Below are 18858 nucleotides of genomic sequence, written 5' to 3' on the forward strand. Positions count from 1 at the left end.
ATCAAAATGTTAAGCCAAATTTGCAAATGTTTTTTTGAGAGGAGATGCAACCTTTAATTCAAATGGAATACCCGGCAACCATTACCTGGAAACAGGCGATGCAAAGTTGGGCTTTTAAAAGCTGGCTGATCGCTGGCCATCTTTTGTTTATTGTACTTTTATTTGTGCTGCCCCAATTCTTTGATCATATCGAGCTGAGAGATGGAGTGCCTTTATATGATCCGTTGCTGAACCTCTTACCTACCATGGATTTATCAACGCCCATATTTGTATGTATATGGGGGATGGCAGCGTTGCTTTTGTATCGGTGTTTTTCTAGCCCTGCCATTATGATTACCGCATTATATGGCTTCTTGCTGGTTGTATTTATGCGGATGCTGACCATTTCGTTGGTCGCATTAGACCCTCCCACCGGATTAATTCCTCTAGTGGATCCGTTAAGCAATATTGCCTATGGAAAGGCCGGTTTTATTACCAAAGATCTTTTTTTCTCCGGTCACACCTCCACGATGTTTCTTATCTTTTTATGTTTACCAAATCGAGTGGATAAGCTATTGGCTTTAATAGCCACGCTATTGGTCGGAAGCATGGTGCTGATTCAGCATGTGCATTACAGTATCGATGTGCTGGCGGCTCCTTTATTTACCTGGTGTTGTTTTTGGTTGGGACGCGAAATCGCATTAAGCGGATGGTATAAGGCAGCCCATTTAGCTTTAGCAAAAGAAAAAGTGGGTGTGCGTGTGGTGACTACTGAGCTTCGTAAGCTATAATTTCTCTTCCAATAGCGTTAATTTCATCGTCCGCTTCAAAACGAGGTAGCTCGGTTTCCGAATCCAATTTAATCCAGCTATTCTCCGTGTCTTTCATGATTTTCATATATTCGACACCATCTTTATAAACGGTATAGATGTCCTCTTCTTCCGGGAAGATCGCATAATCAATCTCATTGAGAGTAATATCAAAAGGCTCTTTCGTTTGCATAGTCATCTTTTGTTACAAAGTTAAGGAATTTCTATTACAGTAAATGAAATAGGTGGTATGGGTTAGACTTATTGCACTTTACATGGAGTAATGCTCATTTTAAAAGAACGTTTATTTTATTCAACTTTTTTAATATATGTTCTTTATGCTTGATCATAAAGAACCAAACAATCAAGGCTATCCAGTGCTCACTAAAAATTCGGTTCCTATCCCTCTGTTCTGCGGAGCCGCCCCTATTCACAACTCCTTCCCTTCGCTTTTTCGCATAACACTTTAGCACGCCCTGCTAACCGAATTTTCTTTACGCTCACCCTGGAAGGCCGTTATGCCCTGCGCTATAGCCCGTTGCAAAATCGTTCCAAAGGACGATAATGGCCTAGTCTATGGAGGCAGCAACCGGCAGTCAAAGATGCCCCTCACCATTATTATGCGAAGCAGACGGTAATCAGTGAATCGACGAACGAAGGGCACGCCATTGCGCAAGAGGGTGGCTCCGATTCACGGATGGGCATCTGACCACGGGTTGCAACGGAATAGACAAGCCAAAGCACCTTGCCCCAATGGGCGCAGCAAGTGGGATGTATAAAATAAACGTTCTTTTTATTGTTACGCTCGATTGGATCATATGTTGAAAAAACTTTTTATAGTTAAACCTGTTGTGCTGAAAATAGTCTTATCGGTTGTAAATAATGATTATATGAGAAAAGTTTTTATACTAATCACGATGTTAACCATCGTCGTTGCTGCCTGTACAGCGAAAAAGGGGATGACGTCCAAAAAAGATGCATTGAACGGAACATGGGAATTGGACTATATCAGCGGTCCTCGCATTGCATTTGAAGGCTTGTATCCCAATAAAAAACCCTTTATAAAAATTGAAGTAGACAGTAACCGCGTGAGTGGCAATACCAGTTGCAATAACTTTTTCGGAAAACTGAATCGTGATGGTCATAATATAAGCTTTAAAGAAGGTTTAGGAATGACGAAAATGTTTTGCGAAGGGCAGGGAGAGCCGACCTTCATCAGTACGCTCGAAAAGGTAAATCGTTATGATATTACCGATGAAGGTAAAACGCTTCATTTTATTATGGGAGATATTGCTATGATGCGGTTCAGGCGGATTGACTAAATGCTGAAATCGGACCTCTGTTAAAGGTTTGTTTCTTACCCTGAAATTTTGTACTTTGGACTATCACTTTTATTAACTAAGTTTTTATTAAAAAAATAAACGATTCAGTATGGGAAAAGGAGATAAAAAAACCAAAAGAGGGAAGATCACGATGGGTTCATTCGGAAAAACGAGACCTCATAAGCAAAAAAAAATCGCAGCAGCAACGGCGGTTGTAGAAGAAAAGGCCACAGTAAGTGCTAAAAATAAAAAGGGTTGATATTCATCAACCCTTCCTTATAACCTATTTAAACGTTAATTATTTCTTTTCCTTTTTATAAGCAGCATTTAAGCCGTCTACCACTTCTTTGGTGATTTCAAGGCTCTCATCTGCGAACAGTACACCTGGGTTTCCTTTGGCATAAGTTAATACAAATTTATAGCCTTTCTCTTTCGCATGCGATTTAAGGTAATCGGCTACCTTGTTGTATAACTTTTCTTGTTCTTGGGCTTCATCATTGGCAAATGACTGATTCGCATTCTGGTTGAATTTGCCGAGCTCTTCCTGCTTACGTGCCAAACGTTCTTCTGTACTTTGGCGCTGTTCTGCACTCATGGTAGCAGCGTTTTTTTGGTACTCAGCCACTTCACGTTGAAAAGCATTGCCTTTCGCTTGTAGCTCGCTCTGTGTCTTTTTTGCTTTTTCCTGAAGCTTGGCTTGCATATCTTTAAAGTACTCATAATTGGCTAATAGCGAATCAGAGTTTACATATACGATCTGTCCTTCAGTGGCTGCGGCAGCAGTGCTGTCTTTGCCGGACTTAGCCGCCGGTTTATTTGCATTGTTATTACATGATACTGCCGCCACAGCCAGCATCAAGCCTAATGAAATTTTTGCTATAGAAGCGAATGGTTTGTTCATCTTATGTCTTTATTGTTTAATTTCCATGCAATCAAAACGCAAACCTAACATAAAAATCATATACTAAGCAATTTTTTTTTAAATGCGCCAGGGAATCATGCATATTGAGAAACCGATTTTATGAGGTGTATGTCAGCAAAAAATTGACTGGATAGGAAAGGAATTGTAGGCGTTCCAATCCTATTCTCTGTGTTTTTTTATCTAGAAAAAAAGAACATTAAATAGCTATTATATAAGGAGTAAATTACTCAAAGTCGGTAAAATTTCGTATTTTTGTGTTTTTGGAACTAAACTATACATGAGCGAAGAAAACAAAAACAAATCCAACTATTCCGCAGATAATATACAGGTATTAGAGGGCTTAGAAGCCGTAAGAAAAAGACCGTCAATGTATATCGGAGACGTTGGCGTGAAAGGTTTGCACCACTTGGTGTATGAAGTAGTTGATAACTCCATTGATGAAGCGCTAGCCGGTTACTGTACAGACATTCATGTAATCATTCATAAAGATAACTCCATAACAGTGGAGGATAACGGACGGGGTATCCCAACCGGAATCAATAAAAAAGAGAACAAATCAGCCTTGGAAATGGTCATGACTATGCTCCATGCCGGTGGTAAGTTCGATAAGGACACCTATAAGGTTTCCGGTGGTTTACATGGTGTTGGTGTTTCCTGTGTGAATGCACTCTCTACCTTGTTGATAGCTGAAGTACATCGGGAAGGTAAAATATTTAAACAAGAGTATGCGCAGGGAAAACCTCTGTATGATGTAAAAGTAATTGGTGAAACCGATCGTACCGGAACGAATGTTACTTTCCATCCGGATCCAAGTATTTTTACCATGACTACCACGTATAGCTATGATACGCTTGCCGGTAGATTGCGTGAGTTGGCTTATTTAAACAAAGGAATCAGACTTACCCTACTTGACGAACGCGAGGAGCAAGAAGATGGAGCATTACGTCATGAAGAGTTTTATTCTGAAGGTGGCCTAAGCGAGTTTGTTAAATTTTTGGATGGTAACCGTCAGCCTCTAATTCCTGACCCCATTCATGTGGAAGGAATAAAACAGGGTATACCGGTAGAGTTAGCTTTGCAATATAATGATACCTATTCCGAAAACGTGCACTCCTACGTGAACAATATCAATACCATTGAAGGGGGTACTCATGTTGCCGGATTTAGGAGAGGCTTAACCCGTACTTTGAAAGCTTATGCAGATAAATCGGGCCTGTTAAAGAACCTAAAGGTAGAAATTACAGGTGATGATTTTCGAGAAGGCTTAACGGCTGTTATTTCTGTAAAGGTCGCTGAGCCGCAGTTTGAAGGACAAACAAAAACCAAACTCGGGAACAACGAAGTAATGGGCGCCGTAGATGTCGCTGTAGGCGAGATTTTGGGTACTTACCTGGAAGAAAATCCACGCGAAGCAAAGGCAATTGTACAGAAGGTTATCATCGCGGCTCAAGCTCGCGCTGCTGCACGCAAAGCCCGTGATATGGTGCAGCGCAAAACGGTAATGGGAGGTAGCGGTTTGCCGGGTAAGTTGGCCGATTGTGCAAACAATGATCCTGCTAAATGTGAAATATACCTCGTAGAGGGAGACTCGGCGGGAGGAACCGCAAAACAGGGGAGAAACCGGGAATTTCAGGCAATCCTGCCTTTGCGTGGTAAAATCCTCAACGTAGAAAAAGCGATGGAGCATAAAATCTACGAGAACGAGGAAATTAAGAATATGTTTACCGCCCTAGGGGTGAGTATCGGTACTCCTGAAGATGCGAAGGCGCTGAATCTGGAAAAACTTCGTTATCATCGAATCATTATTATGACGGATGCCGATGTGGACGGTTCGCATATTACAACGTTGATCTTGACCTTCTATTTCCGTTATATGAAGGAATTAATAGAGCGAGGTTACGTCTATATTGCTACTCCTCCGTTGTACTTAGTAAAAAAAGGTAAAGAACATGAGTACGCTTGGAATGAAAATCAACGACTGGCAGCTATTCAACGGTTGAAAGGTGCCGGTAAAGAGGATAGCGTACATGTTCAGCGGTATAAAGGTTTGGGAGAGATGAACGCAGAGCAGTTGTGGGATACTACCATGAACCCCGAAACCCGCACCTTACGTCAAGTAAGTATAGAAAATGCGGCGGAGTGCGACCGTGTCTTTTCCATGTTAATGGGCGATGAAGTGGCACCTCGCCGGGAGTTTATTGAGCGTAACGCTAAATATGCGAAGATAGACGTGTAATAAAGGGCATAAGGTGATAGGGTATAGGGTGTAAGGCTTTCCTTAAACCTTATACCTTTCTACCTTCTCCCTCATCGAAGGAAATTAACCAAGCCTATTACTAAATCGCTGTTTAACGGGAGATTTGGATTTGAATAAGTCTTCAAGTTAGCTTCTTTATTTGCAGGTGCTGTTTTTAGTGTATGGTTCATGTTTTTTATAAGTAAGAGCGTGGCTTTGGGATTCGCTGCTTTTAACTTTTCGGCGTGGCTGGTCGGTACTTGCAAATCCGTAGTGCCTCCCACAATCAGGATTGGTATTTTTAACTTCGTGATTTCTTCTTCGGGATTGATTTTGAAAGACGAAATAAGGAAGGGTTGTATAGCCGGGGCAAATAAACTATTGAGCTCGGCCGGAACATTATTTGTCATTTTTCCCTGTTTCAGCAGGTTGATAATTGACGTAGCTTCTTTAACTAAGGAAGGTTGTGTTAATAATTGATTTTCTAACACAGTAGCAAGATTTTCTCCCGGGCCGCATAAAGAAACAACGGCGTCCGGATTCAGCTGCTCAGATGCAATAATGCCGATGTTTGAACCTTCGCTATGACCAATAATAAACAGCTTTTGAAATTTTTTTTGATTTTTGAGAAATGTTCCAAGAATCACCGCGTCATCTACAAAGTCGTTAAACACCAAGTTATTTTGGCTTGTCTGAAAGTTTACACTTTCGCCGATCAAACGCTTATCGTATCGGAAACTGGCGATGCCGTTATCCGCTAACGCTTCCGCTAATAATAAGTAACTGTTGGCTTTCACGCCATAAAGGTTGTTGCCATTGCGATCCGTAGGACCGCTACCCGCAATGATTAAAGCGACGGGAGTACCCGCTTGCGGATTTTTTGGAGTCATAAGAGTTCCGCTGATAATACCTCCATTTACTTTGATTTTTAACGCCTCTTCGGGGAAATTAGCCGGACTCCTATTGGTGTTGGCCCTGATTTTGGGTTGTTGTTGCATTAAAAATGCCGAAATATCTCCGCTCGTGTTAAAATGGAATGTTAAGGGAACAATATAATCTTTAAAAGTGGCTTGCAGTATCAACGAGTTGTTATTGTTAGTAATGCTATCGAGTGGTTCTACCTGCTCAAAAGCACCAAATTGCTGGTTAATACCCTTCCATATCTTTGATAATGTCGCTGGGTTAACCTTCGCTTTAAAATCAGCTGAAGTAAGATCAAGTGCTTCCTTGTAATTGGAATCAACCATGAGCGAGATGAATTTTGCCGCCTTATTGCCGTTTGTGTTTTGCGCTTTTCCGCTATAAATGCTCAAGAATAATAAGGTAAAGAGAATAAAAAGGTAACGCATAAAATGAAAAATTTTCCTTAAGATATAAAAATTATACGACTATCGGCTTTTCTCCCTAAAATAGGGATTACCTTCAGTGAACTCCCTTTGGTCGGTTTCGCCTTTAACATACAGATGAAGGTGTTTATATTAATTTGATCTCTCTTTACCTTGATGCAAAGAGAGGCAAACATCAAGGCTTTGTAGACTACCTTGCACCTGATGGCAAAGCATCACTGGCGCGTATTGGAGCCGTTTCACTTCCTCAATCCGCTTGGATACTACAATATGAGCAGAGGAGCAAATGCTTTGCTGCTCGTTGCGTCGGTATCCTCCAAGGCCATGTAAGTACTTCGGGACGGTTTTGCAAGGGGTTGGGAAGAACGGCCTCACAGCGTGAGCGTTAAAAAGATTTAGGATAGCCAAGGCAAAAAAATCATGTGAAAAAGTGAAGCGTGGCTTGGAGGGAGGAGCGGCTCCACATGATTTGAGCGATGGACCTAAATCTTTAGCGAAGGATGTGCAGCCTTGAACTTTTGGTTCTTTTCTTTCAAAGAGAAAAGAACAAATATTTTATAAAAAAACTGACTAAAAAATCCTTCCTTTTCTAAAAGCAAACACCTGTTGCTTTTAGGAGTTATATCCGACAGTTATAAAAATTATATGGTACTTGCTAGCGAAAATAGCTCATTGCTGAAAGCCGATCTCCATTTCCAAATAAGCGAATTTTATAGTAGGTTTGCACCTCTTTATATGTATACAATAGTATACTAAATGTTATTTATACCATGAGCATAGCGAAGACATACAACCCCAAAGAAACCGAAGATAAATGGTATGCCTATTGGCTGGAAAAGAAGTTTTTCCGTTCTATACCGGATGGTAGAGAACCCTATACGATTGTCATGCCTCCTCCTAACGTCACGGGCGTATTGCACATGGGACATATGCTAAATAATACGATTCAGGATGTATTAATTCGCCGTGCCCGGATGCAAGGTAAAAATGCCTGTTGGGTGCCCGGTACCGATCATGCGTCTATCGCAACCGAGGCAAAGGTAGTCGCTATGCTTAAAGAGCGCGGAATCAATAAAAGCGATATCACACGTGAAGAATTCTTGAAATACGCTTGGGAATGGAAGGAAAAATACGGCGGAATTATTCTCGATCAATTGCGAAAGCTGGGAGCCTCGTGCGATTGGGACCGGACGCGCTTCACTATGGAACCCGACTTGAGCGATGCGGTAATTGATACATTTATTCACCTTTATAAGAAGGGGTATATCTACCGAGGTATCCGCATGATTAACTGGGATCCACAGGGTAAAACCGCTGTCTCAGATGAAGAAGTAATTCGCAAAGAAGTAAACCAGAAGCTGTATTATATCAGGTATCAAGTTGTAGACACCAACGAAGAACGAACAACGAATAACCAACAACGATGGTACATCACCATCGCAACAACCCGGCCGGAAACGATTATGGCTGACACGGCCGTTTGTATCAATCCGAATGACGAACGCTATCAGCATTTAAAAGGAAAGAAAGTACTGGTTCCTATAATAAACAGGGAAATACCCATCATTGAGGATGAGTATGTTGAGATGGAATTTGGTACAGGTTGTTTAAAAGTAACGCCGGCACATGATCTGAACGACTATGAACTGGGCCAGAAGCATAAATTAGAGGTTGTCGACATCTTAAATGACGATGGAACGCTAAATGAAAAAGCGCAGATATTAGTAGGAGAGGATCGCTTTATCGCCCGTAAAAAAATTGCTAAAATGCTGGAAGAAGCAGGGCAATTGGAAAAGGTTGAAGATTATAAGTCGCAGGTTGGCTTTTCAGAGCGGACCGATGCAGCTATTGAACCAAAGCTATCTATGCAATGGTTTTGTAAGATGGAGCACCTTGCAAAGCCGGCACTGGATTACGTGCTTAGTGGCGAGGTTAAACTAATTCCTGACAAATTTATCAATAGCTATCGCCATTGGATGGAGCATGTTAAAGATTGGAATATATCGAGGCAACTCTGGTGGGGCCAACGAATCCCGGCTTGGTACAATGAAAATCAAGATTGGGTTGTAGCTAAAACTGAAGAGGAAGCGATAGTCGAGTTTGAGCGCTTGGGAAAAAGCACAAAGGGTATTTATCAGGAGGAGGACGTGCTAGATACTTGGTTTTCGTCAGGCTTATGGCCTATATCCGTTTTTGACGGATTTAAAGAGCCAAACGGAGCCGATATCAATTATTATTATCCTACAAATGATTTGGTAACAGCGCCTGAAATATTGTTTTTCTGGGTAGCGCGTATGATGATTGCAGGGCACGAATTTCGAGGAAAGGCACCATTTAAAAATGTCTACCTTACCGGTATCGTGCGCGACAAACTTGGACGAAAAATGTCTAAATCATTGGGGAATTCGCCGGATCCGATTGAGTTGATGGATCAATATGGTACGGATGGCGTGCGTGTTGGAATGTTGTTGTCGTCTCCTGCAGGCAATGACCTCATGTTTGATGTGGCCTACTGCGAGCAGGGCCGAAATTTTGCCAACAAGATTTGGAATGCCTTCCGATTAGTTAAAGGCTGGGAAACGGTTAACAAACCGGCAACAAAAGCAGAGCTTAAAACCGTGGAATGGTTTGAGAGCCGCTTTAGTGAAGCTGTGATCGAAGTAGAGGAGCATTTCGCCGCCTATAGACTTTCTGATGCGCTCATGACCATTTACAAGCTTATATGGGATGATTTCTGCTCCTGGTATCTTGAACTGGTAAAGCCGGCTTATCAACAGCCTATTGCTAAAGATCTATTGACCTTTACGATCGACTTTTTTGAGCAGGTATTGGCCCTTGCTCATCCTTTTATGCCATTTATCACGGAGGAGCTATGGCACGATGAATTGTTTGGAAGTCGGAGTGCGTTGGATTGCTGTATTGTGGCAGCCTATCCTAAGGCTTCAAAGATCGATCGGGAGCTTCTAAATGACTTTCAGGTGGTTCAGCAAGTTGTTTCTGAAATACGTAACGTGCGAAACACGAAACAAATTTCTCCTAAAGAGACACTTCCACTTGCTATCAAAGTGAATACCGATATTGCTTACGAAAACTATTTAGATAGTATCAGAAAATTGGCGAACATCAGCGACGTAAGCTTCGTTTTGGAGCAACAAGTGGGGACGGCAGCATTTATAGCAGGCAAAGATGAGTTTTTTGTAAGCATAGCTCAAAATATTGATGTGAAGGCCGAGCGTGAGCGAATAACAAATGAAATCACGTATTTACAAGGTTTCCTGAAATCGGTGAACGCAAAACTATCAAACGAGCGATTTGTACAAAACGCGAAGCCGGAGATCGTGCAGAATGAGCGTAATAAGCAAGCAGATGCACTTGCGAAGATTAAAATTTTAGAAGAAAGTTTGGCGTCACTTTAATGTTACTATTCCGTTTTCGATAGCTCAAAGCTTTTATTATCTTCGTGAGGATATTAAATTATAAAAACTTAAAGTTATTAACATGAAAAGAATTCTCAGTCTAGCACTTATCGGCTTTGTTCTAGCATCTTGCGGTGGTGCTTCCAAAAAGGAAGAGAAAGCGGCCGATCAGGACCCGAATTTAATCACTTGCGAGGGCATAGGTAAAGTAAAATTAAGCTATAGCCATGCGGATCTTGAAAAGGAATTTGGCGCCGATAAATTGGCTGATACAACGAAGGAAGTAGAAGGTAAGAAAGTGAGCGTTACTAAAGTATTCAAAGATACACCTGAAGAAGTAACAGTATTTTGGGCAGAAACGACCGCTCCTTTTACCAAGGCGGTGAAATTGAGCGTATCGGATGAAATGGGACCCTATCAATTGGAAGAAGGTATTCGAGTAGGTTCCACATTAAAAGATATGGTAAAAGCAAATAACTTTTTGCCGGTTACGTTTACTAACTTTTATGCTAATGTGGATGGTTTTGCTCATATTGAGAGCTTCAATGACGGTGATTTAGGTCAGAAGTATCCTTGTTTAGGGGGTGTATTGGATATAGATAGAACCGATAACCTGGAAGTTACATTGCTGGATGAATTTAAAAAGGAGAATCCGGTCAAATCTAATCATAAGGCCATGAACTTTATCTATGCTAATGTGGTAGAATTAAGTGTTTCTGCCAAATAGATAGATCACGATATATAATAGACATATCTTTGTTAAGCCGTTTGTTTACAAAAACAACGGCTTATTTTATTTCGTGGTAGAAAGGAATGTCTTCCAAGAACCGGTAACTTTCCTTTTCATGGTCAATGAGACAGTAATAGTGTTCTAAGCCGTTGCTCACAACCAGGTAAGGAACTTTATGAACCATATTGTATCGTGCGATCTGTTCGAATACGGCCTGCGTGATTTTTATTGAAGGAGCCTTTAGTTCTGCTATTAATAGGCGTTTACCCGAGGGATTAAAAACTACGATATCGGTGCGTTTCTGCAGTGAGTTTAATTTTAGTCCGCCTTCACTTTGAATCAATGCTTTAGGGAAACCCTTAGCTTGTATAAGATGTTGAATCCAATGTTGCCGCACCCATTCTTCGGGCGTTAATAAGAGATGTTTTTTTCTTAACTCATCATAAATGAACAGGCGATGTTCATCTTTGCTGAGTTTTAGCGGATAGGAGGGTAAATTAAGTGGAATGGGGCTTAACATAATGACCGTGTTTGCGGATGTCTTAAAGATACAAAGCTAGGGAGATTTTTTTAATTAGTTATAAGTTGTACGTTATATAGTTAGTAGTTAGTAGTTAGTAGTTAGTAGGGAGTAGTTAGTAGTTAGTAGTTAGTAGGGAGTAGTTAGTAGGAAGTAGGAAGTATGACAGGTTCACTACTAACAGGTTCCCTTGTTCACTAATAAGGGAGTTAGTAGTTAGTAGGGAGTAGTTAGTAGTTAGTAGTTAGTAGTTAGTAGGGAGTAGTTAGTAGGAAGTAGGACAGGTTCACTACTAACAGGTTCCCTTGTTCACTAATAAGGGAGTTAGTAGTTAGTAGGGAGTAGTTAGTAGGAAGTAGGAAGTATGACAGGTTCACTACTAACAGGTTCCCTTGTTCACTAATAAGGGAGTTAGTAGTTAGTAGGGAGTAGTTAGTAGGGAGTAGTTAGTAGGAAGTATGACAGGTTCACTGCTAACAGGTTCCCTTGTTCACTAATAAGGGAGTTAGTAGTTAGTAGGGAGTAGTTAGTAGGGAGTAGTTAGTAGGAAGTATGACAGGTTCACTGCTAACAGGTTCCCTTGTTCACAAATAGCAGTCTCAGCGACCGTAGCAAAGGCCTATACTTAAAGCTTACTGCTTATAGCTTACCGCTTAAAGCTTACCGCTGACAGTTGTCAAACCTTAAAAATTATTGTTATTTTGCAGCGTGGTCTAGCCTATACCTAGGCTAATTGATAGTTCCCTGTTAGCCCATTAGATTAATAAAAGAATATGAGTGCATCTAACATTTTAGCCGATATCAATAAGAGAAAGCTGAAACCGATTTATCTTTTGCATGGAGAAGAAGCATACTACATTGACTTGATAGTCCATGCTTTAGAGAATAAGGTGCTGAGTGAAGCTGAAAAGGGTTTTAATCAAACGATTCTATATGGAAAGGATACAGACTGGGTCACGATCTTGAATACAGCTAAACGATATCCGATGATGAGCGACTATCAAGTTGTCATTATAAAAGAGGCTCAGAATTTAAAATGGGATAAGGCAGATGAGTTTTTTCAAGCTTATGTGGAGAAACCTTTAACAACTACCGTATTAGCTTTTGCGTACAAATATAGCAAGTTTGATAAGCGGAAAAAAATATACAAGGCCATTGAAAAGAGCGGGGTTGTGCTTGAATCCGCTAAGATTTATGATAATAAATTAGCACCCTGGATTGATGAGTATGTAAAGGAGCGTGGGATGAAGATCCATCCACAAGCTGCAGCGATGATGGGTGAATATTTAGGTACAGAGCTTTCGAAAGTAGCAAATGAGTTAGACAAGATGATGCTCAATGTGCCAAAGGATAGGGAAATAGGTGTTACAGACGTTCAAAATAATATCGGGATAAGTAAAGATTTTAATATTTTCGAACTGAATACCGCCCTGGGAAAAAAGGATGTCTTAAAGGTAAATCAGATCATCGATTATTTTTCTGCTAATCCGAAATCCAATCCGATTCCCGTCGTGATGGGATCGCTATACGGTTATTTTTCAAAAATCTTGAAATTTCATTATTTGCCTGATAAAAGCCAGCAAAGCGCTGCCAAAGAATTAGGGGTTCATCCCTTTTTTGTGAAAGATTATGAGTTGGCCGCCCGGAACTATCCGATTATGAAACTGTTTCATATTATTGGCTATCTTCGGGAGTACGATTTAAAGTCGAAGGGAGTAGATGCCTTTAATCTCGAAGCCGAAGATTTGCTGAAGGAAATGATGTTTAAGGTTTTACATTAATAAGGCTCCATCAAGAAATAAATAGATGAAAAAAGAAAGAAAACGACCGCAAGGAGAAATTAGGGATAGAGAGCGGACTAAATTAAAGCTCTTAAGTGCAGTGGGTCAAATAATACGGACGGAAGGCTACCAAGGCTTGGGCGTTAATAAGATCGCTCAAATAGCCGGTGTAAACAAAAAATTGATTTATAGGTATTTTGATAGTGTCGACAACTTGGTGGAGAAATATGTTCGGGAAAAAGATTATTGGGTCAGTTTTGTTGATAAAATAAATGTTGCAGATTCGTTCCAGCAAGATTTTGGGCAAGTGGCTTTGCCAAATTTGCTGACCCAGCAACTCGATTTTTTTTTCGGAGCAGACGAACTGCAAAATATTGTACTTTGGGAAATCAGTAAACAAAGCTCGTTAATGCGCGAAATCGCTAATGCCAGAGAAGAGTTGGGCAGTGACCTTTTTCGGTTAACGGATCCATTATTCAGTGACACAACGGTAGATTTAAGGGGGATTGTTGCGCTACAGGTTGCCGGTATTTATTATTTGGTACTACATGCGAAAAACAACGGAAGCACCTTTTGCGAAATTGATGTGAATACGTTAGAAGGACGGGAACGTATAAAACAGGCTGTGACTAAAATTAGTAGCTGGGCATTTGACGAAGCTAAGAAATGTAAAAACAGAAAATAAACAGAAGGGTGTCTGAAAGTTTTTCGGACACCCTATTTATTTATTTCAACATGCTTTCGCGTTGCTTCTTTATTTCCTCACTATTGATATACTCATCATAGGACATAAGTTTATCAATAACACCTTTTGGGGTCAGTTCAATAATTCTGTTGGCTACCGTTTGTGTTAACTCATGGTCGCGCGAAGTAAATAGTATCGGTCCTCTGAAATCTTTCATCCCATTATTCAAAGCTGTAATAGACTCCAAGTCGAGGTGATTAGTGGGTTCGTCAAAAAGTAAAAAATTTGCCTTTTGTAGCATCATTCGCGAGAACATGCAACGCATTTTTTCTCCTCCGGATAGTACGGAGCATTTTTTCAGCACTTCTTCTCCACTAAATAACATTTTACCAAGGAAGCCCCGTACAAATTGGTCATCCTGATCTGTTGAAGAGTATTCCCTCAGCCAATCAATAAGGTTTTCATTTTTCCCTTCAAAATAGGCAGCGTTATCCATAGGAATATCAGCTATACTGATGGTGACCCCCCATTTAAACGCGCCTTTATAATCTTTATCCCTTCCGGTAAGTACTTCGTAGAAGGCGGTAGTTGCTAAGCTGTTTTCGGATAATATGGCAATCTTATCACCTTTGTTCATCATAAAAGATACCTTATCGAATAAGACTTCACCATTCGATACCTTGCCTAAGTTTTCTACCTGTAGAATTTGATCGCCTGGTTCTCTGTTCATTTCATTGAACATAATGGCTGGGTATTTTCGACTAGAAGGCTTGATTTCATCTAAATTGATCTTATCCAAGGCCTTTTTTCTACTTGTTGCCTGTTTTGATTTAGAAGCATTTGCACTAAATCTGCGAATAAATTCCTGCAGTTCTTTAACTTTATCCTCCAGCTTTTTATTCTGTTCTGCGCGTTGTTTTAAGGCCAGCTGACTTGATTCATACCAGAAAGTATAGTTACCGGTATAGATCGTCATTTTACTAAAATCAATATCGACAATATGCGTACATACTGCATCCAAAAAGTGACGGTCGTGCGATACGACTAAAACTAAACCTTGATAATCTGCCAAAAAGTTTTCTAACCAAGCGATTGTATCGATATCTAAGTCGTTGGTAGGTTCGTCCAATACCAGTATGTCCGGATTTCCAAATAGTGCTTGCGCCAATAGCACCCTTACTTTTTGGTTACCATCTAAATCCTTTACCAGTTTATAATGTAGATCTTCTGAAATACCTAGATTGCTAAGTAGGGTAGCGGCATTATTTTCGGCACTCCAGCCATCCATTTCAGCAAATAAGTTCTCCAGCTCGCCTGCTCTTTCTCCGTCTGCATCGGTAAAATCTTCCTTGGCATAAATGGCGTCCTTTTCCTTCATGATGTTGTAGAGCTCTTTATGCCCCATCATAACCGTCTCTATAACGGAATATTCATCAAAAGCATAGTGGTTCTGACTAAGAACGGCCATACGCTCTCCCGGCGTGATACTGACAGATCCGGTTGTTGGATCTACATCACCGGTAATAATTTTTAAAAAGGTCGATTTGCCGGCACCATTTGCGCCGATTATACCGTAACAGTTGCCCTGTGTAAATTTTAAATTAACTTCGTCAAATAAAACGCGTTTACCAAAGCGTAAAGAAAGATTTGAAACACTAATCATAGGGGGCAAAGATAGCGAATTGAAAGCGTAATGTGAAGAGGATTAGCTTAAAGGTGCACTCTATGATAATATTATCGCTGCACGGAATGACGAAAGAACAATTTCTGTTGGAAATATCCAAAAATGTGTCGAAGATGAAAGCCACAGTACTGGCACAGCTCGCCATATCAGATCATTATACCATGTCCGACCTCTTGTCGCTTTGTTATCATCCGCAGAAAGCCATTGCTTTTCGAGCGGCCTGGATACTGGAATTTGTCGAAAACAAATCGCCTGACCGATTTATCCCTTTATTAGTCGAGTTTATTGAGCAACTTACGCATCAACATAATGCAAGTTGTCAGCGGCATTTTACGAAGATTTTGATGAATTATACCAATAGAAAAGCTAAAACGATTCGTAAAGAAGCTTTCAGTCACTTGACAACAACACATAAAGAACAAGTGGTAGAGCGTGTATTCGAGTGGCTGATCAAATCTGAAACACCGGTTGCGGTAAGGGTCAACTGCATCGAAATACTTTATAACCTCGTTCCTTTATTTCCGTGGATTAAAGATGAGCTAAACGCGCAAATTACTTTTTATTTAAAAGATGGTAGCGCTGCGATGCAGAGTAGAGGAAAAAAATTACTGATGAAATTGCTGGAAGCATCTTGAAAAAACTAAGATCTTTTTTCGATATCCTTATTTCAGTAGATTGACTTTATATAAATCTGTTCGTCTATCCTTCATGGTTTTTACCGTACCGTATTCGTGCAGTTCTTTTAGTGCATAGAGATCCACGTCGGTTAATAAAACCATCTCTGCATTTGGTGTCGCTTCGGCTTTTACGCCATTGGTAGGGAAGGCAAAATCCGACGGAGTGAAGACGGCCGACTGCGCATATTGTATGTCCATATTGTTCACTTTTGGTAAATTGCCAACGGATCCGGCAATGGCCACATAACATTCGTTTTCGATCGCCCGTGCTTGTGCGCAGTTCCGTACCCGTGTATAGCCATTTTGTGTGTCGGTTAAAAACGGAACAAATAGGATTTTCATCCCCTGATCGGCCATGATCCTGCTTAGTTCAGGAAATTCGACGTCATAGCATATCTGAATGCCTATTTTACCGCAGTCTGTATCAAATACTTGTACTTTGTCTCCACCGTACATGCCGTAATATTTGAGCTCGTTAGGTGTAATATGGACTTTGTTGTAGGCGTCGACTTTACCGCTTCGATGACATAAGTAGGTTGTATTATACAGACGATCATTGGCCGAAAGAGAAGGCATAGATCCTGCGATAATATTTACGTTATAGGAAACCGCCAAGCGCTGAATTTTCTCTTTGATTTCTTCAGTGTGTTTGGCCAACATGCGCATCGCCTCCCGTTCGGGTAAGTGGTTATAAGGCTCCATTAGGGGAGTGTTGAAAAACTCCGGAAAAAGCGCAAAGTCCGCACCATATCCGCTAACGACATCCACGAAAAATTCAATCTGATCGTAAAAGGCCTCAACATTATTAAAAAGGCGCATTTGCCACTGGATAAGACCTAAGCGAATGGTTTGCTTGGTAGGTGAAATCGAACTGGTTTTCGGTTCGTAATAGATATTATTCCATTCAAGTAAAGTAGCATATTCCAATGATTCACGGTCTTCGGGAAGATAGTTTTTTAGGATCTTTTTTACGTGAAAATCATTAGATAACTGAAAGGTTAGGGTAGGGTCATAGAGTTCTTTTTGTTTAACCTTTTCAATATACTGTTTGGGTGTAAGTGTATCCGCATGCTCATGATATTTGGGAATCCGTCCGCCGGCAATGATGCTTTTCAGGTTGAGCTGTTCACAAAGTTCTTTTCTCGCATCATATAGGCGCCTGCCCAGGCGTAAATCCCTATAGTCCGGGTGAACAAACAATTCGATACCATATAAAACATCGCCTTCAGGATCATGGGTGTTAAACGTGTATTTGCCCGTAATTTCTTCGTACGAATGCGTTCTATCTGTTTTTTTAGAATCGACAATAATCGATAAAGCGCATGCAACCACATGGTCGTCCACTTCGACACACAATTGCCCTTCGGGAAAGATGCTCAACAAATGTTTGATGCTTGATTTGGGCCATATACCGCCCGCTGTGCCGTGATAGGCTTCAACCATAGAGGTTTTTAAATCATTATAATCTGAAAGTCCAAGTGGTCTTATGATGATGTTCATTAGAAAAGTAAAAAATAAAAATTCAAAAGCCTGCCTCCCGGAGGGATGGTAAAAACCCCGAAGGGCTCATTGATAGCTATCTTATGTCTTGATACTTATATCTTGCATTCCAACTAGCTAAAATAACGTATTTCCTTTGGGATAGTTTGTTTTTCCCAGATGCTTGTAGGCTAGTTCGGTACATTCGCGGCCTCTTGAAGTTCGCATAATATAGCCCTCCTGAATAAGAAAAGGTTCATATACCTCTTCGATCGTCCCTTCATCTTCTCCTACTGCAGTAGCGATGGTTTTCAGTCCTACCGGCCCTCCTTTAAATTTATCGATTATGGTCAATAAAATCCGATTATCCATTTCGTCCAATCCATGCTCATCAACATTGAGCGCGTTGAGCGCGTATTGGGCAATTTCCGTATCGATATTGCCATTTCCCTTGATTTGGGCGAAGTCACGGGTTCTTCGTAGCAAGGCATTGGCAATCCGTGGGGTGCCACGGCTTCTCCTGGCGATTTCATAGGCACCTTCTTCGCTGATTGGTGTCCGTAATATCCCGGCAGACCGAAGTACGATGGTTGTTAAGAGTTTGGCATCATAATATTGCAAACGCGCATTAATGCCAAAGCGGGCGCGAAGTGGCGCTGTTAACAAACCTGATCGGGTTGTGGCCCCCACAAGGGTAAAAGGACTGAGGGATAATTGCACTGACCGGGCATTCGGTCCGGTTTCGAGCATGATGTCAATTTTGAAATCTTCCATCGCCGAATAAAGATACTCTTCTACTAAGGGGCTCAGGCGATGGATTTCATCAATGAACAGGATATCACCCACTTCTAAATTGGTAAGTAGGCCAGCTAGATCACCGGGTTTATCTAATACCGGTCCGGAAGTAATCTTAATGCCCACGCCCATTTCATTCGCAATAATATGTGAAAGTGTTGTCTTTCCTAATCCGGGAGGGCCGTGAAGGAGTACATGGTCTAACGCCTCGCCACGAAGTTTAGCTGCTTGAACGAAAATCCGTAAATTTTCCAATATTTTGTGTTGCCCGGTAAAATCTTCAAATGCCTGGGGGCGCAACACCTTTTCTACCTCTTTCTCCGTCTTGCTAAGGTGCTCTGCATTGGGATTTAAATGTTCGTTCATGTTGGAAGCTTTTAGCCGTCAGTTTTTAGTTATCAGCTGTCTGCTTTAAGCCGGTGGCCGATAACTGACAGCTGATTGCTGATAACAAAAATACTAAAAAAATTAGAGGTT

At 41.0% G+C, this 18858-nt stretch carries 16 protein-coding genes; 9 read left to right on the top strand and 7 right to left on the bottom strand.

Annotated features, from left to right (window positions below):
- Positions 1-44: 44 nt before the first annotated feature.
- Entirely contained in the window at positions 45-770 is a 726-nt protein-coding gene (locus tag ACH11B_RS13170; protein ID WP_404274029.1) for a phosphatase PAP2-related protein, read from the top strand.
- On the opposite strand, the gene ACH11B_RS13175 is transcribed toward ACH11B_RS13170, so the two are convergent.
- Complete coding sequence (locus ACH11B_RS13175) at positions 748-981, bottom strand: hypothetical protein (RefSeq protein WP_013665731.1); 234 nt, start codon at positions 979-981, stop codon at positions 748-750. The two genes, ACH11B_RS13170 and ACH11B_RS13175, sit on opposite strands and share 23 nt — an antisense overlap.
- A gap of 697 nt (positions 982-1678) precedes the next feature.
- Here ACH11B_RS13175 and ACH11B_RS13180 point away from each other — a divergent pair.
- Together ACH11B_RS13180 and ACH11B_RS13185 are read left to right on the top strand one after the other, a co-directional pair.
- Positions 1679-2110 carry an META domain-containing protein gene (locus ACH11B_RS13180; RefSeq protein WP_041388196.1) on the top strand — a complete coding sequence of 144 codons (432 nt, stop codon included), beginning with the start codon at positions 1679-1681 and terminating at the stop codon, positions 2108-2110.
- A gap of 109 nt (positions 2111-2219) precedes the next feature.
- The gene (locus ACH11B_RS13185) at positions 2220-2369 is read left to right on the top strand and encodes a 30S ribosomal protein THX (RefSeq protein WP_130856950.1); all 150 of its coding nucleotides are present in this window, start codon (positions 2220-2222) and stop codon (positions 2367-2369) included.
- A gap of 39 nt (positions 2370-2408) precedes the next feature.
- Here ACH11B_RS13185 and ACH11B_RS13190 read toward each other — a convergent pair whose 3' ends face one another.
- On the bottom strand, positions 2409-3011 hold the full coding sequence (locus ACH11B_RS13190) for an OmpH family outer membrane protein (RefSeq protein WP_130856952.1): 603 nt from the start codon (positions 3009-3011) through the stop codon (positions 2409-2411).
- Between the two features lie 298 nt (positions 3012-3309).
- On the opposite strand from ACH11B_RS13190, the gene gyrB reads away from it, so the two are divergent.
- A complete protein-coding gene (gyrB, locus tag ACH11B_RS13195; RefSeq protein ID WP_013665735.1) occupies positions 3310-5268 on the top strand; it encodes a DNA topoisomerase (ATP-hydrolyzing) subunit B in 1959 nt (652 codons plus the stop codon).
- A 71-nt stretch (positions 5269-5339) separates the two neighbouring features.
- Here the strand turns inward: gyrB and ACH11B_RS13200 are convergent, their stop codons facing one another.
- A complete protein-coding gene (locus ACH11B_RS13200; RefSeq protein ID WP_377612287.1) occupies positions 5340-6617 on the bottom strand; it encodes a DUF3887 domain-containing protein in 1278 nt (425 codons plus the stop codon).
- 767 nt (positions 6618-7384) lie between these two features.
- Here ACH11B_RS13200 and ACH11B_RS13205 point away from each other — a divergent pair.
- A complete protein-coding gene (locus ACH11B_RS13205) occupies positions 7385-10030 on the top strand; it encodes a valine--tRNA ligase (protein ID WP_377612285.1) in 2646 nt (881 codons plus the stop codon).
- A gap of 82 nt (positions 10031-10112) precedes the next feature.
- Positions 10113-10757: a hypothetical protein gene (locus ACH11B_RS13210; protein ID WP_149105366.1), complete on the top strand. Its 645-nt coding sequence runs from the start codon at positions 10113-10115 to the stop codon at positions 10755-10757.
- 61 nt (positions 10758-10818) lie between these two features.
- Here the strand turns inward: ACH11B_RS13210 and ACH11B_RS13215 are convergent, their stop codons facing one another.
- On the bottom strand, positions 10819-11280 hold the full coding sequence (locus tag ACH11B_RS13215; protein ID WP_130856957.1) for a type I restriction enzyme HsdR N-terminal domain-containing protein: 462 nt from the start codon (positions 11278-11280) through the stop codon (positions 10819-10821).
- Positions 11281-12053: 773 nt separating this feature from the next.
- On the opposite strand from ACH11B_RS13215, the gene holA reads away from it, so the two are divergent.
- Positions 12054-13061 (top strand): DNA polymerase III subunit delta, encoded by a 1008-nt coding sequence (holA, locus tag ACH11B_RS13220; RefSeq protein ID WP_013665740.1) that lies wholly within the window; start codon positions 12054-12056, stop codon positions 13059-13061.
- 25 nt (positions 13062-13086) lie between these two features.
- Positions 13087-13746 carry a TetR/AcrR family transcriptional regulator gene (locus ACH11B_RS13225; RefSeq protein WP_013665741.1) on the top strand — a complete coding sequence of 220 codons (660 nt, stop codon included), beginning with the start codon at positions 13087-13089 and terminating at the stop codon, positions 13744-13746.
- A gap of 40 nt (positions 13747-13786) precedes the next feature.
- Here the strand turns inward: ACH11B_RS13225 and ACH11B_RS13230 are convergent, their stop codons facing one another.
- The gene (locus ACH11B_RS13230) at positions 13787-15409 is read right to left on the bottom strand and encodes an ABC-F family ATP-binding cassette domain-containing protein (RefSeq protein WP_377612283.1); all 1623 of its coding nucleotides are present in this window, start codon (positions 15407-15409) and stop codon (positions 13787-13789) included.
- Between the two features lie 62 nt (positions 15410-15471).
- Between ACH11B_RS13230 and ACH11B_RS13235 the strand changes: the two genes are divergently transcribed.
- On the top strand, positions 15472-16065 hold the full coding sequence (locus tag ACH11B_RS13235; RefSeq protein WP_130856961.1) for a hypothetical protein: 594 nt from the start codon (positions 15472-15474) through the stop codon (positions 16063-16065).
- Between the two features lie 27 nt (positions 16066-16092).
- Here ACH11B_RS13235 and ACH11B_RS13240 read toward each other — a convergent pair whose 3' ends face one another.
- The gene (locus ACH11B_RS13240; RefSeq protein ID WP_013665744.1) at positions 16093-17607 is read right to left on the bottom strand and encodes a carbon-nitrogen hydrolase family protein; all 1515 of its coding nucleotides are present in this window, start codon (positions 17605-17607) and stop codon (positions 16093-16095) included.
- 117 nt (positions 17608-17724) lie between these two features.
- Positions 17725-18747 (bottom strand): Holliday junction branch migration DNA helicase RuvB, encoded by a 1023-nt coding sequence (ruvB, locus tag ACH11B_RS13245; protein WP_013665745.1) that lies wholly within the window; start codon positions 18745-18747, stop codon positions 17725-17727.
- Positions 18748-18858: the final 111 nt, after the last annotated feature.

Origin of the sequence: Olivibacter sp. EAT-5 (assembly GCF_044784325.1) — a bacterium.
GTDB classification, from domain to species: Bacteria; Bacteroidota; Bacteroidia; order Sphingobacteriales; family Sphingobacteriaceae; genus Olivibacter; species Olivibacter oleidegradans.